The sequence below is a fragment of the Microbacterium sp. LWH3-1.2 genome, assembly GCF_040675855.1.
Taxonomy (GTDB): domain Bacteria; phylum Actinomycetota; class Actinomycetes; order Actinomycetales; family Microbacteriaceae; genus Microbacterium.
Window position 1 is genome coordinate 2023089 of sequence record NZ_JBEGIK010000001.1, and the last position, 15377, is coordinate 2038465.

Consider the following 15377-nt stretch of genomic DNA (forward strand, 5'->3'; position numbering starts at 1 on the left):
GCCGGCCCCGATCCGGTCGCGCTCCGCCGAGCCCCCCGGGACCATCCGGTCATGCCGCGCCGCGGGGAACGTAATTGCCGTCTTCGAGGCCTGCCTCGATCTCGAACCGGTTGCGCAGCGGGTTGCGTCCGGCCAGCAGGTACAGCACGGGCATGAGCAGCCCGTAGCGCTGCCACTGGCGCTTGTGCACCGCCTCGTGCCGCAGCAGCGCGTCGGTGATGCGGCCGTCGCCGGTGAGGAAGCATCCGCCCACGCACGATCCGCCGCGTGGGAACGTCCAGCGCGGCATCCCGCGGAACACCCACAGGCCCTCGCGCTGCTGGACGGGCCCGGTGCTCCAGAGCGTTCCCCAGACCCACCCCACCGCGCAGCCGTACCAGTACCCGACGCGGCTGATGGGCGAATCCAGCAGGAACGCGGGGAGGGCGTCGTCGATGCGCCGCCCCCGGATGACGGCGCGCTCGGCCGCGGCGCGCCACCCCGCGGGCGGCGTGGGGATGGGACTCACGCCAGCGCCCCGATCACGCGCAGGATCGCGCCCAGATCGTCGGTGGCCGACGCGAGCGACGCAGGGGAGTACCCGGCGAGGGATGCCCCGACCAGAGGCACGCGCTCACGCAGCCGCGCGACCGCGACGGTCAGCTCGGCCACGGTGACCCCGAAGGGCTCCGGATGGGCGTTGCCTGCGATCTCGGCGGGGTCGAGTGCGTCGATGTCTACGTGGATGTACACGGCGTCCGCACCGGTCGCAAGGACCGCGTCGGCAAGGGCGTCGCCCTCGCGCAGCGCCTCCACAGTGAGGGCCGCGATGCCGCGCTCCGACACGAGCTCGAGTTCGGGGTCGTCGAACGAGCGTGCACCGCCGACGACGACGCGGTCGGCGGCGATCGTTCCCGCGGGCAGGGCCAGACCGGGGTCGCCGTCGCCGATCACGGCGCGCAGCGCCATGCCCGCGAAGGCGCCCGATGGCGACGAGTCCGGCGAGTTGAGGTCGGGGTGCGCGTCGATCCAGACCACCGCGAGCCCGGGGGACCGGCGGGCGGCGTGCGCGATGGGGGCGAGTGCGATGCCGCAGTCGCCGCCGATCGTGAGCACGGGCTCGTCGGGCGCGGCGGCGTCGTGGGCGTCCAACGCCTGTGCGACCATCCCGCGCACGCGCTGCAGGGCGCTGAGGCGATGGATGCCCGTGCCCAGTGACTCGCCCGCCTCCATGGGGACGTCGAGCACGGTGGTGGAGGACCGAGGGAGGTCTCCCGCGATCGCCTGGGCGCCGTCGATGAGCTGCATCGCGCGGGAGGACGGGCTCCCCTGCCACTGGGGGACCACGAGGTAACGCGTCATCCCCTCATCTTCGCGCAGACCGGGCGCTGCGGCATCCGTCCCGCCCGTCGTTCGCTGGAGGCATACGCGAGGGGCGCCGGATCCGTGCGGAACCGGCGCCCCTCGGCGAGCGGTGGGCTCAGTTCTCGATCGCGGCCTGCACCGGCGCACCGGTCTTGAGGGCGGCGAGACGGGCCTCGACCTCGGTCAGCTCGCCGACGTCCTCGAGGGCGAGGAACTGCTGGTCGAGGCTCGACGCGGCGAGCTCCTGCTTGCCGGCCGCGAGGGCTTCCTGGCGACGCACCTTGTCTTCGAACCGGCCGAGCTCGCTGGTCGGGTCGAGCACGTCGATCGACTTGACGGCGTCGTGCACCTTGTTCTGCGCCTCGGCGGTCTTGGCGCGTGCGAGCAGCTCGGAGCGCTTCGAGCGAAGCTGCTCCAGCTTCTGCTTCATGCCGTTGAGGCCGTCCTTGAGCTTGTCGACGACCTCGTTCTGCGTCGCGATGGTCGGCGCGATCGCCTTGGCCTCGTTCTCCTCGCTGATCTGGCGCTGCAGAGCGATCTTGGCGAGGTTGTCGAACTTGTCGGCGTCGGTGGTGTTGCCGGCCTTGCGCAGCTCGTCGGCCTTGCGGCTGGCAGCGAGCGCCTTGTTGCCCCACTCGGCCGCCGCCTGGACGTCCTCCTGGTGGTCGCGCTCCAGCAGGCGCAGGTTGCCGATCGTCTCGGCGATGGCCGACTCCGCGTCGGCGATCGAGTTCGTGTAGTCGCGCACCAGCTGGTCGAGCATCTTCTGCGGGTCCTCGGCCGAGTCGAGGAGTGCGTTGATGTTCGCCTTCATGAGGGTCGAGATGCGACCGAAGATGGACTGCTTCGCCATCGGATTTCCTTCCTATCGGACTTCAGTTCTGGGTCGGTGAGTCTGGTCTGGGGATGGATGCCGCGGCCCGCTGCGCGCGGGCGGCTCCGCGGTTTCGGGTCAGAAGCGGCCACCTCCTCGGCGGGCGCGCGTGCCGCCGCCTCCGAAGCTACCGGGTCGCATGCCGCCCGAGGAGCGCCCTCCGCCGCCGCCCAGCATGCCGCCGAGGCCGCCGCCCGAGCCGGCTGAGGAGCGACCCCCGCCGAGCACGGAGTTGAGCACGATGCCGCCGAGGACAGCGCCGAGCATGCCGCCGCCGGACTGCCCGCCCTGCTGGCCACCGCCGAACATGCCGCCCATGCCGCCGTCGAACGCGCCGACGTCGTTCTGCGCGAGCTGGATCGCCTGCCCTGCGAGCTGATCGGCGCGCTGCGCCTGCTGCATCGCCTGCTGCGGGTCGCTCGCCTGCAGCGCCTGCGCACGGGCGAGCGAGGCGCCGGCTTCGGCGAGACGCGTCCGCGCCTGGGCCCCGACCGCGCCGCGCCGCGCGGTGATGTAGTCCTCGGCGGCCGACACCTGGGCCTGCGCCTGAATGATGACCTGACCGACCATCTGACGTGCGCGCTGGGCCTGGGCCTCGGCGTCCCGCACGCCCTGCACGAGCGTGTCGATCTGCGTATTCGCCGCTTCGAGGCCCTGCAAGGCCGCGAGCGGGCGCTTGGCGGTGCCGTTGAGCTGGGCGCGGGCGGCGTCGAGCTGCTGCCTCGTCGACGCGATGACGCCCGCGATCCGTCCGTCGGCGTCCGGAAGGGCCGACGCCGCGGCGATGTCGGACTCGAGCTCGGCTACGAGGGCCATGGCGTTGCGCTCACCCTCGGCGAGGTCCGTCGCGAGCTTGTCGATGGCGTTCTCGAGCAGTGTCGCCTGGCCGACGGCCTCTTCGGCGGCCCGGATGCCGACGGCGGCCTCGCCACCGTCGCCCGAGCCGACCGCCGTCTGCGCGGCGGTGAGCTGCTCCTCTGCGAACGCGAGGCGCTGCCGCGCCTGCTCGGGGTTGTCGACGACGGTCGCCAGCGCCTCGGGTGCGTACGCCGTCTGCAGGCTCCGCAACCGCGACACCGCCTGGCCGAGGGATGCCTCCGCCTTCGCCTTCGCGTCGTGCACGCGCGCGAGCGCCTCGGGGGCGTTCTGCTCGAGCTTGCGCAGCTCGTCGAACGCCGCTGCCTTCTCGTCGAGGAGTGCGTTGGAGGCCTCGCAGAGCGCGATGATCCGTTCGTTCCAGGCGCGCGCGTCCTGCTCGGAATCGGGGAGGTGGTCCTCGAGCTTCTGCTTGAGCCCGAACGCCTCGTCGAGGCTCTGCTGCGCGGTCGCGAGCGCGGCCTCGAACTCGATGGTCGCGGCATCCCCGAACTGGGCCCTCGCGAAGCCGAGCTCCTGCGCGCTGGTCTTGATGGCGTCGTCGGTCTCGACGAGCAGCGACGACGCGCGTCTCTCGAGGTCTTCGATGCTCGGCGGAGGCGGACCCGCGGTGCCGGCGGTCACGGCGCCCTTCTTGCGGCGGCGCAGGAGCACCACGAGCAGAACGATGCCGACGCCGACCACGACGATGACGAGCAGCCAGGTGAGCCACCCGCTGCCACCCGGGTCCGCGCCCGGGGCGCCGCTTCCGCCGCCGACGGCGTCGGTCATTCCGTCGGCCGCCGCATCGACGGCGCCGAGCCAGTCGTCCTGCCGCAGGGCGGGCTGGATCTGCTGCTGCTCGATCGCGGCGACCTGGTCCTCGCTCAGCGGCCCCGCGGAGTCGGCCGACAGGTAGTACTGGCGGCCCTCGGTGGAGATCGCGAGGAGGTACTGGGTCGGACCCAGTCCGTTGTCGTCGGCGGTCTGGTTCGCCCAGTCCGAGGCGGCCGGCGGTTCGGAGAACTGGTCGACGTATACGACCCACAGGTCGAGCCCCGTGTCGGTCTTGAGCTGCTCGAGGCGGCCCTGCGCCTCGGACTCCTCGCCTGACGACAGCACGTCGGCGTCGTCGAGCACGTAGCCCGAGCCGAGCGTGACCGGGGGAGTCGCGAGCGCCGCTCCGCTGCCGATCGCCGAGACCGCGACCACCGCAGCGGACGCCAGCGCTGCAGCCCATCGCAGTCGCATCGATCCCCCCTCTGGGACTCGGGTTCCCCCTCCCGCGAGTCTATTCAGCCGCGAGGATACGACGATAGCCCACGGGCCCGACGCCTCATGTGTGTTCGCCGAGAACGTATCCGGCAGGCCGGGCGGGCGCGGGTCGCTCCCCGGCCGGGCGCGGGCGGGCGGGTAGCCTGGCCGATCCGGAGGAGGACCATGGACGATCGCTACGGCGCCGATGTGCTGGCCACGGGCTGGAAGGGCCACGGGGTGCGGGAGCTGCCGCGGGTGGCGGCATCCCGTGATCTCGTCGTCGAGGTGGCGGATGACGGCTTCTGCGGCGCCGTCGTCGGTGCGTCCGGCGGCATGGTGGAGCTCGAGGACCGCCGCGGCCGCCGCCGGCTGTTCCCGCTGGGCGCCGGGTTCCTCATCGACGGCAGGGACGTCGTGCTCGGGCCGCCGGCGCCCGCCGCGGCCCCGACCGGTCCGAAGCGCACGGCCTCGGGTTCGTTCGCGGCGGCGGAGTCGCGTGCGCGCGTCGCGCGGGCCAGCCGCATCCTCGTCGAGGGCCGGCACGATGCCGAGCTCGTCGAGAAGGTGTGGGGCGACGACCTCCGCGAGGAGGGCGTCGTCGTGGAGTACCTGCAGGGCATCGACCTCCTCGACGCCGCGCTCGACGAGGAGCCGCCCTCGGCTGAGCGCCGCTACGGCGTGCTCGTCGACCACCTCGTGCCCGGCTCGAAGGAGTCGCGCATCGCCGACGCGATCGCGCGCGGTCGCCACGGCGAGCACGTGCTGATCGTCGGCCACCCCTGGATCGACGTGTGGCAGTGCGTCACGCCCCGCGCGGTCGGCATCGAGCGCTGGCCCGGCGTGCCGCGCGGCATCGAGTTCAAGGTCGGCGTGTGCCGCGCGCTCGGCTGGCCCGCACGCGACCAGGCCGACATCGCCCGGGCGTGGAAGCGCATCCTCGCGTCGGTGAAGTCCTATCGCGACCTCGAGCCCGCCTTCCTCGGCCGCGTCGAGGAGCTCATCGATTTCGTCACCGTCCCGCAATAGCCCGCTCGCAGCGTCCGGCGCGGCTCGCTCCTGCCGCGGGAGCAAAGCTGGTCGACGAGACGTCGGGAAGCACCCACCCTCTTCCAACCAGCTGTACTCCCGCGGGAATCGTCGGACGCCCTGGGTAGCCTGGAGGGGTGACGAACCGTGCCACGCCTGCGCCCGAGCCCCGCACCTTCCGTGAGAAGCCGGTGTCCTTCGTACGGCGCAGCGGCAGGATGTCCGACGCCCAGGAGCGCGCGTGGAGCGAGCTCGCACCGCACTTCGTGATCGAGGTGCCGCGCGACCGCGCGGCCACGAGCATCCTGCCGGACTCGGCGATCGACCCCGCGGCGGTGTGGGGGCGCGCAGCGCCGCTCATCGTCGAGATCGGCTCGGGCCAGGGCCACGCGATCGTGCACGCCGCGACGTCGCGCCCCGACACGGACTTCCTCGCGATCGAGGTGTTCCGGGCCGGACTCGCCCGCACCATGCTCGACGCCGACCGGGCGGGCGCGCGCAACCTGCGCCTGGTCGAGGCGAACGCGCCCGAGGTGCTGCAGCACCTGCTGCCCGAGGCATCCGTCGACGAGCTCTGGATCTTCTTCCCGGATCCGTGGCACAAGAAGAAGCACACCAAGCGCCGCCTGGTCGCGGGGGGCTTCGGGGCGATCGCGGCACGTGCGTTGAAGGACGGCGGGATGCTGCGGCTCGCGACCGACTGGGAGGACTACGCGCTGCAGATGCGCGAGGTCATGTCGTCGGCGGCGGACTTCGAGGCGACGTTCGAGGGCGAGTGGGCGCCGCGCTTCGACGGCCGCGTGCTCACCGCTTTCGAGCGCAAGGGCGCGCGCGTGGGACGCGACATCCGAGATCTGTCGTATCGCCGCGTCGCGAGGTCATGAGCGGACCCACCGGACCCCTGACCGGCCCGGTCCGGCGTCCGGGACGGACGCCCGACTCCGCGCGCGAGCCGGAGAGCGAGGCTCCGCCTCGTGAGGTGCCGCTGTCGGGCCGCGACCCGTGGCGGTTCGTCCGGCCCCTCGGCCACCGCGACTTCCGGATGCTGTTCGGCGCCGTCGTGCTGTCGATCTTCGGCGCGGGCATGTGGGCCGTCGTCATGGTCTATACGGTCATCGAGGCCGGCGGCGGGCCGGTCGAGCTCTCCGCCGTGGCGGCGGCGAACGCCGTGGGGCTGCTCGTCTGCGCGATCCCCGGAGGCGTCGCGGCGGACCGCGTGCCGCGCCGGCTGCTGCTGCGCCTCGTCGAGCTCGTGAACCTGCTCGCGATCACATCGGTCGCGGTGGCCGGCGTGTTCGGCGCGGCGACGATCCCGCACCTCGCGGTCGTCGCGTTCGTGATGGGCGCGGGTGCGGGCTTCTTCTTCCCCGCGTACAGCGCGATCCTGCCGCGCATCCTGCCGCCCGCTCAGCTGCTCGCCGCGAACGGGCTCGAGGGGGCGATCCGTCCCGCCCTCCAGCAGGCGGCGGGCCCGGCGGCGGCCGGTGTGATCGTCGCGGCGGTGCTCGCGCCCGCGCATGCCGCATGGGGTGTCGTCGCGGCGCACGCGCTGGCGTTCGTGCTGCTGCTGTTCGTGCGCCCCGAGCCGCCCGCCGCGCCGGGGGAGCACCACGAGGCGCCTGAGGGTGTGCGGGGCGTGCTCCACGACCTGCGCGAGGCCGTGGGGTTCACCGTGCGCACGCCGTGGCTGCTGTGGACGCTGCTTTTCGCGACGGGGTGGGTGCTCGTGTTCGTCGGCCCCGAGGAAGTGCTCCTGCCCTTCGTCACCCGCGACCGCATCGGCGAGGATCCGCGCCTGTTCGGGTTTCTCCTTGCGATCTACGGGCTCGGCGGCGTGCTCGGGTCGATCGTCGTGTCGTCGATGAAGCTCCCGCGCCGCTACCTCACGGTCATGATGGGCGTGTGGGGCGTCAGCACGCTGCCCTTCGCGATCGTCGGCATCACGCACCAGTACTGGCTGATGGCGCTGTGCCTGTTCGTCGTCGGCTTCGGCTTCAGCTACGGCAACGTGATCTGGGGCACGCTGCTCCAGCGCCGTGTGCCTCGCCATATGCTCGGCCGCATCTCGAGTCTCGACTTCTTCGTCTCACTGGCCCTCATGCCGCTGTCGATGGCGCTCGCCGGGCCCCTCGCCGAGGTCCTGCCGATCGAGGTCATCTTCATCGCGGCGGGTGTGATTCCACTGATCCTCGGCGCGCTCGCCTACGTCGTCGCGCGCATGTCGAAGGATGAGATCGACCACCCGCTCGACCACTGACCCGATCCGACCCGACCGGAGCCGCCGCGTATGCCCGCACATCCCGACGCCCCGCCCGCGCCGGCCGTCGGCACCTGGTCGTGGGGCCTCGCACCCGCCCTGCTCGTCTGCCTCGCCGCCCCGGCGTTCTTCGTCGTGCGGGTGCCCTGGCTCGGGTGGGTGCTGCTGACGGCAGGACTTGCCGTCGCGCTGCTGATGGAGCGGACGGATGCTGCCGCCCGGCCGCCGGCGCCGGACGGCGGCATCCGTCCTCCCTCTCTCGTGCGCGACCTCTCGCTCATCGCCGTCGGGCTGCTCATCGTGAGCGCCATCCCGCTCAAGGCGGAGCTCGACAACCTCGCGATCGCGCGGTTCGCGCTCGCGCTGGGCGGTGCGGTCGCCGTGCCCTACGTGATCTCGCGGTGGCTGTACCGTGACCGGGCGATCCGGTTCCCATGGCGCGGCGGCGAGCGGTGGACGCGGTTCCAGTGGACCTGGCTCATCGCCGTGCTGCTGCTCGGCTGGCTGATCCTGCCCTTCTACTTCATCACCTCGGGCGTGTACCTCAACTGGCCGGTCGTCGACGCGCCCGAGCTCATCGCGCGCCTGTTCGTCGGCGTCGGCGCGGTCGGCATCTGGGACGAGCTCTTCTTCATCTGCACCTGCTTCGCGCTGCTGCGGAGGCACTTCCCCTTCTGGCAGGCGAACGTGCTCCAGTCGGTGGTGTTCGTGTCGTTCCTCTGGGAGCTCGGCTACCGGGCCTGGGGGCCGCTGCTCACCATCCCGTTCGCGCTGCTGCAGGGCTTCATCTTCATGAAGACGCGCTCGCTCGCCTATGTCGTCACGGTGCATCTGCTCTTCGACGCCGTCGTGTTCCTGGTGCTCGTCCACGCGCACAACCCGGGCATGCTCGACGGGCTCTTCTTGGTCTGACTCCGCGCTGCCCAGGGGGTGCCCAGGGGGAGCGGCTAGGGTGGCCAGCGGGTCCCCGATCGGATCCCCGGACGACGGATCAGTACCCGGTACGCGACAAGACTGGCCAGGAGCACAGTCATGGCGTGGGTCATCCTCATCGTTTCCGGCATCCTCGAGGCCGTCTGGGCCACCGCGCTCGGCAAGACCGAGGGCTTCACGAAGCTCTGGCCCTCGGTGATCTTCGGCGCCGCGCTGGTCGCCAGCATGGGCGGCCTCGCCTGGGCGATGCGCGACATCTCCACCGGCACGGCGTACGCGGTGTGGGTCGGCATCGGCGCGTCGCTGACCGTCGCCTACGCGATGATCACCGGGGACGAGGCGGTCTCACTCGTCAAGATGCTCCTCATCCTCGGGCTCGTCGGGTGCGTCGTGGGCCTGAAGCTCGTCGGCCACGAGTGACTTCGGGGAACGGATGCGGCGACCCGGCCCGTGCGCCGGGTCGCCGCATCCGTTCCACTCCCGAGCAATTATGAGAGCTCGATGAAAATCCCGGGTCACGGTCTGGAACGCGTGGCGCGCGTGTGTGAGCATCCCCGCAGGAAGCCGGTGACAGAGGGGTCCCCGGCGGAGAGGCTGACAATGCCCATGAGAACCAGGCGCGCCTGGGCCATCGCCACCGCGGTCGCCCTGACGTCCACCGTCGCGCTGGCGGGACCCGCGTACGCGGCGCCGAGCAACAACTCGGTGAAGAAGATCGAGAAGGCAGTGACGCTCGAGGGGGTGATGTCACACCTCGAGGCGTTCCAGGACATCGCGGACCAGTACGGCGACAGGGCGGCCGGCAGGCCCGGCTACCGGGCTTCCGTCGACTACGTCGTCGCCCAGCTCACGGCGGCCGGCTACACGCCCGAGGTGCAGGAGTTCACCTTCCCGTACTTCGACGACAACAGCGAACTCATCCGCGTCTCGCCACAGCCGCAGGAGTTCGTGAACGGCGTCGACTTCCTGCGGAACTCGTTCGACAGCGGCACGCCGGAGGGCACCGCGACAGGTGCGCTCACGCCGGTGGGGCTCGTGATCCCCGCTGCCGCGCTCCCACCGAACAGCAACACGAGCGGCTGCGAGGCGGGGGACTTCGCCGGCTTCCCCGCGGGTGCCGTCGCCCTGCTGCAGCGCGGTTCGTGCGGCTTCGCCGTCAAGGCGCTCAACGCTCAGGCGGCCGGCGCGTCGGCGGCCATCATCATGAACGAGGGTCAGCCCGCCAGCCCCGGTGTCGCGGACCGGACCGGATTGATCAGCATGATCGGCGACGCGACGGGCCTCACGATCCCCGTCGTGGCGGTCACCTCGGCCGTCGGCGAGAACCTCGCGGCCACTCCGGGTGCGACCGTGACCGTGACCGTGGACTACGACACCGAGCCGCGGCAGGCGTGGAATGTGATCGCCGAGACCGAGACCGGCAACGACGACAACACGGTGATGGCGGGCGCGCACCTGGACAGCGTGCAGGACGGCGCGGGCATCAACGACAACGGCTCGGGGAGCGCTGCGCTGCTCGAGACGGCCATCCAGATGAAGAAGACCAAGCCCAACAACACGGTGCGCTTCGCGTGGTGGGGTGCCGAGGAGGAGGGTCTGCTCGGCTCGGAGCACTACGTCGCCGAACTGTCGGCCGAGGAGGCGGCGGACATCGCGCTGTACCTCAACTTCGACATGATCGGGTCGCCGAACTTCATGTTCGGCGTCTACGACGGTGACAACTCCGGCGGCACGGCGGCGCCGGGCTTCATCCCGGAGGGGTCTGCGGAGATCGAGGACGTCTTCGAGGCGTTCTACGACGGCCGCGGTCTGCCGTCGCAGGACAGCGAGTTCTCCGGACGATCGGACTACGGCCCCTTCATCGCCGTGGGCATCCCAGCGGGCGGACTGTTCACGGGTGCGGAGGTGCCGAAGACGGTGGCCGAGGCCGCGCTCTACGGCGGGGTAGCCGGTGCGCCCTACGATCCGTGCTACCACGACCCGTGCGACAACCTCACGGGCGAGGGACAGGACGCCGCGCTCTATGATGCGCTCCGCGAGGACTACGACCTCGTCGGCAACATCAACACGTTCGCCCTCGACGTGAACGCCGATGCCGTCGCCGCGGCGGTCATGACGTTCGCGTTCGACACGTCGACCGTGAACGCCGTCAGCTCGCCCGGCAAGTCGCACGGTGCGGGCAAGAGCATGGACGCGATGAAGGAGCGCTTCGCGCAGTGATGGAATGGATGCTGCGCCTCGACGACGTGCGCCGGGGCGCAGCATCCCTCACCCTCAACCTCACGTCGAGATGACTTCTTCGTGAACTCTTGACGATGGGGGCCATGAGGAGGACATTTGACCTTGCGAAGAGAAAACAGAAACGTAGGACCCGAAAGGGACCCGGAACACAGAAACCCAACATCGCATTGACGATCCCCCCGGCGCTTCGGCACCGAGGGGATCATCGCTTTTGCGCCGGCACCGTCGGGGCTCTCGTCGAAGCCGGAGCCCCGGCGAGGCGGGGCTGGCGCCCGCGGCCGCACGGGCGCAGCGCGGATGGTCGTCGACGCTGGCGAGCGATGCAGCCGTTGCCCCCGATCGGTCCGGCGGTCCCGTGGGAGGCCGCTCACCTATGCCAGGGTGGAGAGGTCTGTGACCCCATGTACCCCGGGAGCAGGAATGCAGCGCCCCCTCGCCGGCCTGGCCCGGCAGAACCTCGTGACGGAGCTCACCGCGGGCGTCACGCTGCTGGCCATCGCGATCCCGCTCAACATCGGGTACGCGCAGATCGCGGGGCTTCCGGCGACCGCGGGCCTGTACGCGCTGATCGTGCCGACGATCGTCTATGCGCTCGTGGTGTCGTCGCGCCAGCTCGTCGCCTCCCCCGACGCCGCGGCGGCCGCGCTCGTCGCCTCCTCGATCGGCGGTCTCGCGACCGCCGGCAGCGCCGACTACGCGACGCTGGCGCTCGCGCAGGCGATCATCTGCGGCGTCATGTTCGTGCTGATGGCGGTCTTCAAGCTCGGATTCCTCGCGAACTTCCTCTCCAAGCCGATCCTCATCGGATTCGTCGGCGGTCTGGCGCTCGACATCCTGGTCAGCCAGATCGCGAAGATGCTCGGTGTGCAGATCGACTCCGGCGGCGAGTTCGTCGACAAGGTGTTCGGGCTGGTGTCGAACCTCGAGACGGTCAACACGTGGTCGCTGGGGATCTCGGCGGTGTCTGTCGCGATCCTGCTGCTCGGCGCGAGGTTCGCGAAGGCCGTGCCGTGGGCCCTCGTCGTCCTCGTCCTCTCGACGCTGCTCGTCGTGCTGACGGGTCTCGATCGACAGGGCGTCGACGTCCTGGGTGAGATTCCTGCCGGCCCGCCGACGCTCACGTGGCCCGTCATCGACTGGCAGATGTGGATGGCGCTGATCCCGTCGGCGATCGCGCTGACGCTCATCACGACGGCGGAAGGCCTCCTCGTCTCGCGGTCCTACGGCGAGAAGCACGGGTATCCGTTCCGCGCCAACCGCGACCTCCTCGCGTTCGGCCTCGGCAACATCGCCGCCGGTGCCCAGGGCAGCTTCTCGATGGGATCGTCCACATCGCGCACCGCCGCGATGGACCAGGCGGGCTCGCGCACCCAGCTTCCGTCGCTGGTGCTGGCGGTGGGGACGCTTCTGCTCCTGCTGTTCGGCACCGCGCTGCTGGCCGACATCCCCTCGCCCGCCATCGGCGCCGTCGTCGGGGTCGCCATCCTTCCGCTGCTCGGCATCCGCGAGTTCCGGCTGCTCTGGCGGCAGGACCGCTTCGAGTTCGCCATCGGCGCGGTGTGTTTCGTCGTGACGCTGTTCATCGGCGCGATCCCCGGCATCGTGGTGGCGTTCGTACTGGCCCTCATCAACCTCGCCCAGCGTGCGGCGAACCCCTCGATCGACGTGCTCGCCGCCGACGACGACGCGAAGCAGTCGCTCCTGGAGGACGCCGAGGCCGGCACCACGACGGCGCCGGGCATCGTGGTCGTGCGCATGGCGGCACCGCTGTTCTTCGCGAACGGCAGTGTCTTCTCGTCGGCGGTCAAGCGGGCGGTGACCGGCGCCGACGAGCGGGTGAAGCACGTCGTCATCGACATGGAGGCGGTGACCGACATCGATGTGACCGGTGCGGAGGCGTTCGCCTCACTCGAGGAGTGGCTCGACCACGAAGGGGTGAGCCTGGCGTTCAGCCGGGTCAGGACACCGACCAGGGCTCGCCTGGAACAGCTCGGGCTGCTGTCGGGCCAGACGTTCTTCGCGACCAATCGCGAGGCTGTCGCCGGGCTCGGATCGCGAGCATCGCAGGATTGAAGACCACGGCCGCCGAGGCCGGACGAAGGGGGACAGGACCATGCAACAGCGCAAACCCGAAGCCTCGATCCGCGAGGCTCACGCGGCGGTCCTCGCCGCCTTGCCCTTCGACGACGTCGACGACTTCGCCGCCGCCGATCGCGGATTCATCGGGACGCTCGACGATCCGACGATCCGCAACGACAAGGGCGAAGTGGTGTGGGATGCCTCGACCTTCGACTTCGTCGCGGGGGATGCGCCCGACACGGTGAACCCGAGCCTGTGGCGGCAGTCGAAGCTCGTCGCGAAGCACGGGCTGTTCGAGGTCGTGCCGGGCGTTTACCAGGTTCGCGGACTGGACCTTTCGGTGATGTCGGTCATCGAGGGCGACACCGGCGTCATCGTGGTCGATCCGCTGATCTCGATCGAGACGGCGGCGGCCGCGATCGCGCTCTACCGGAAGCATCGGGGTGAGCGCCCGATCCACGCGGTCATCCACTCCCACAGCCACATCGACCACTTCGGCGGCGTGCTCGGCATCGTGAGTCAGGACGACGTCACGGCGGGCACGGTGCAGATCGTGGTGCCCGCGGGCTTCCTCGAGCACTCGGTCGCCGAGAACGTCTACGCGGGAACCGCCATGGCACGCCGTGCCGGGTACATGTACGGCGCTGCGCTCGAGCGCGGACCGCGGGGGCAGGTGGGTGCCGGGCTCGGGCAGACGACATCGACCGGGAACCCCACCATCCTCCCGCCGACCCTGGAGGTGACGACGACCGGCGAGGTGCACACCATCGACGGCGTGGAGTTCGAGTTCCAGATGGCGCCGGGCACCGAGGCGCCCTCCGAGATGCACTTCTACCTGCCGCGGTACCGGGCGCTGTGCATGGCCGAGAACGCGACGCACACGCTGCACAACCTGCTGACGCTGCGCGGCGCGGTCGTGCGTGATCCGCACGTCTGGTCGCAGTACCTGACCGAGGCGATCGAGCGATACGGCGACGACGTCGAGGTGGTATTCGCGTCGCATCACTGGCCTACGTGGGGCAACGCGGAGGTCCGGGACTTCCTCGCGATCCAGCGCGACCTCTACGGCTACCTGCACGACCAGACGCTGCGGCTGCTCAACCAGGGCTACAACGGCGCCGAGATCGCGGAGATGATCCAGCTGCCGCCCGCGCTCGAGGCATCGTGGAGCACGCACGGCTACTACGGCTCGGTCAGCCACAACGTCAAGGCGATCTACCAGCGCTACATGGGCTGGTTCGACGGCAACCCTGCGCGGCTGTGGCCCCACCCGCCGCAGGCGCTCGCGGAGCGGTATGTCGCGGCGATCGGCGGCGCCGACAGGGTCGTGGAAGTCGCACAGGAGGCGTTCGACGCGGGAGACTATCGCTGGGCGGCCACGCTGCTGGATCACGCGGTCTTCACGGACGCCGATCACGGGGGAGCCCGCGCTCTGTACGCGGACACCCTCGAGCAGCTGGCGTTCGGCGCCGAGAACGGCACCTGGCGCAACTTCTTCCTGTCGGGGGCCACCGAGTTGCGCGAGGGCAATTTCGGCACGCCCACCCAGACGGCCGCGCCGCTGATCATCGCCCAGCTCACGCCCGAGCAGCTCCTCGACGCCGTCGCGATCCGGGTGAACGGCCCGAAGGCGTGGGATCTCGACCTGTCGCTCGACGTCAGCCTCGCCGATCTCGATCGCACCTTCCACCTGACGTTGCGCCACGGGGTGCTGATATACGTCGAGCGCGACGCCGACCCGCGGACCCCGCTGCAGCTCACGCTCTCGAAGCCGCGCCTGATCCGGCTGGCCGGTGGCGACAAGGACTCCGAGGGCATCGAGATCCGTGGGGACGTCGGCGTGCTGACACAGCTCCTCGGGGTGCTCGACCAGGGCGACCCGGACTTCGAGATCGTCCTGCCGTAACCGCGTCCCGCCGATCGCCGGTGCCGCCCGTCGCGACGCCGACGATCGGCTCTGGCAGCGGTGTGCAGTAGCAGGCGCGTCGGAGGGGGTCAAGGCGCTCCCGAGGATTCCCGGGGTCGGACGAGACTCGGGGCATGAGCCGGTGGCGTCGCGCGTGGAGTGTGCCCCTGCTGGTCCTGGCACTGTGCATCGCGGGTTGCGCCACCACCGTGCCGAGCGATCCGGAGGGGACACTGGATCGCGTGCGCGGCGGTGAGCTGCGCGCCGGGGCGTCGGCATCAGGGGAGCTCGTGACGATCGACGGATCGGACGTCGGGGGCACCCTCGCCCACCTCGTCGAGGAATTCGCGGTGTCGATCGACGCGAAGGTCACCTGGACGATCGGCAGCGAGGAGGATCTGGTGGACGGGCTCGAGGCGGGTGACCTCGATCTCGCGATCGGCGGCATGACCGACGCGACCCCGTGGTCGACCAGGGCGGCCGTCACCCGCGGATACGACACCATCCCCGGCGCGAACGCTCCCGTCGTCCTGCTCCTGCCCCTCGGTGAGAACGCGTGGCTGGCCACCGTGGAGGGTTACCTCGACAAGGAGGCGGCGCGGTGA

At 70.8% G+C, this 15377-nt stretch carries 13 protein-coding genes and 1 riboswitch; of the genes, 9 read left to right on the top strand and 4 right to left on the bottom strand.

Annotated elements, in window-relative coordinates:
• Nucleotides 1-49: 49 nt before the first annotated feature.
• From MRBLWH3_RS09295 to MRBLWH3_RS09310, 4 genes are all read right to left on the bottom strand, one after another.
• Nucleotides 50-508 carry a Fe-S oxidoreductase gene (locus tag MRBLWH3_RS09295; protein WP_363430909.1) on the bottom strand — a complete coding sequence of 153 codons (459 nt, stop codon included), beginning with the start codon at nucleotides 506-508 and terminating at the stop codon, nucleotides 50-52.
• Nucleotides 505-1341 carry an arginase family protein gene (locus tag MRBLWH3_RS09300; protein WP_363430911.1) on the bottom strand — a complete coding sequence of 279 codons (837 nt, stop codon included), beginning with the start codon at nucleotides 1339-1341 and terminating at the stop codon, nucleotides 505-507. The genes MRBLWH3_RS09295 and MRBLWH3_RS09300 overlap by 4 nt, the downstream gene beginning before the upstream one ends.
• A 118-nt stretch (nucleotides 1342-1459) precedes the next feature.
• The gene (locus tag MRBLWH3_RS09305) at nucleotides 1460-2197 is read right to left on the bottom strand and encodes a PspA/IM30 family protein (RefSeq protein ID WP_363430914.1); all 738 of its coding nucleotides are present in this window, start codon (nucleotides 2195-2197) and stop codon (nucleotides 1460-1462) included.
• 99 nt (nucleotides 2198-2296) lie between these two features.
• Complete coding sequence (locus MRBLWH3_RS09310; protein ID WP_363430917.1) at nucleotides 2297-4324, bottom strand: TPM domain-containing protein; 2028 nt, start codon at nucleotides 4322-4324, stop codon at nucleotides 2297-2299.
• A gap of 189 nt (nucleotides 4325-4513) precedes the next feature.
• Here MRBLWH3_RS09310 and MRBLWH3_RS09315 point away from each other — a divergent pair, with 189 nt between their 5' ends.
• The 9 genes from MRBLWH3_RS09315 to MRBLWH3_RS09355 all read left to right on the top strand — a co-directional run bounded on the left by MRBLWH3_RS09315 (nucleotide 4514) and on the right by MRBLWH3_RS09355 (nucleotide 15377).
• Entirely contained in the window at nucleotides 4514-5356 is an 843-nt protein-coding gene (locus MRBLWH3_RS09315; protein ID WP_363430920.1) for a DUF3097 family protein, read from the top strand.
• 218 nt (nucleotides 5357-5574) lie between these two features.
• Nucleotides 5575-6240, top strand: a complete 666-nt coding sequence (trmB, locus tag MRBLWH3_RS09320; protein ID WP_363435411.1) for a tRNA (guanosine(46)-N7)-methyltransferase TrmB — start codon at nucleotides 5575-5577, stop codon at nucleotides 6238-6240.
• 158 nt (nucleotides 6241-6398) lie between these two features.
• Nucleotides 6399-7613, top strand: a complete 1215-nt coding sequence (locus tag MRBLWH3_RS09325) for an MFS transporter (RefSeq protein WP_414685399.1) — start codon at nucleotides 6399-6401, stop codon at nucleotides 7611-7613.
• 30 nt (nucleotides 7614-7643) lie between these two features.
• The gene (locus tag MRBLWH3_RS09330; RefSeq protein WP_363430924.1) at nucleotides 7644-8525 is read left to right on the top strand and encodes a CPBP family intramembrane glutamic endopeptidase; all 882 of its coding nucleotides are present in this window, start codon (nucleotides 7644-7646) and stop codon (nucleotides 8523-8525) included.
• A gap of 46 nt (nucleotides 8526-8571) precedes the next feature.
• Nucleotides 8572-8636: riboswitch (guanidine-III (ykkC-III) riboswitch) on the top strand.
• 9 nt (nucleotides 8637-8645) lie between these two features.
• Entirely contained in the window at nucleotides 8646-8966 is a 321-nt protein-coding gene (locus tag MRBLWH3_RS09335; RefSeq protein WP_363430927.1) for a DMT family transporter, read from the top strand.
• A gap of 186 nt (nucleotides 8967-9152) precedes the next feature.
• On the top strand, nucleotides 9153-10766 hold the full coding sequence (locus tag MRBLWH3_RS09340; protein ID WP_363430930.1) for a M20/M25/M40 family metallo-hydrolase: 1614 nt from the start codon (nucleotides 9153-9155) through the stop codon (nucleotides 10764-10766).
• 441 nt (nucleotides 10767-11207) lie between these two features.
• Nucleotides 11208-12860 (top strand): SulP family inorganic anion transporter, encoded by a 1653-nt coding sequence (locus MRBLWH3_RS09345; protein ID WP_363430932.1) that lies wholly within the window; start codon nucleotides 11208-11210, stop codon nucleotides 12858-12860.
• A 40-nt stretch (nucleotides 12861-12900) separates the two neighbouring features.
• On the top strand, nucleotides 12901-14772 hold the full coding sequence (locus MRBLWH3_RS09350) for an alkyl/aryl-sulfatase (protein ID WP_363430935.1): 1872 nt from the start codon (nucleotides 12901-12903) through the stop codon (nucleotides 14770-14772).
• Between the two features lie 134 nt (nucleotides 14773-14906).
• Nucleotides 14907-15377, top strand: coding sequence for a hypothetical protein (locus MRBLWH3_RS09355; RefSeq protein WP_363430938.1), 471 nt, complete (start codon nucleotides 14907-14909; stop codon nucleotides 15375-15377).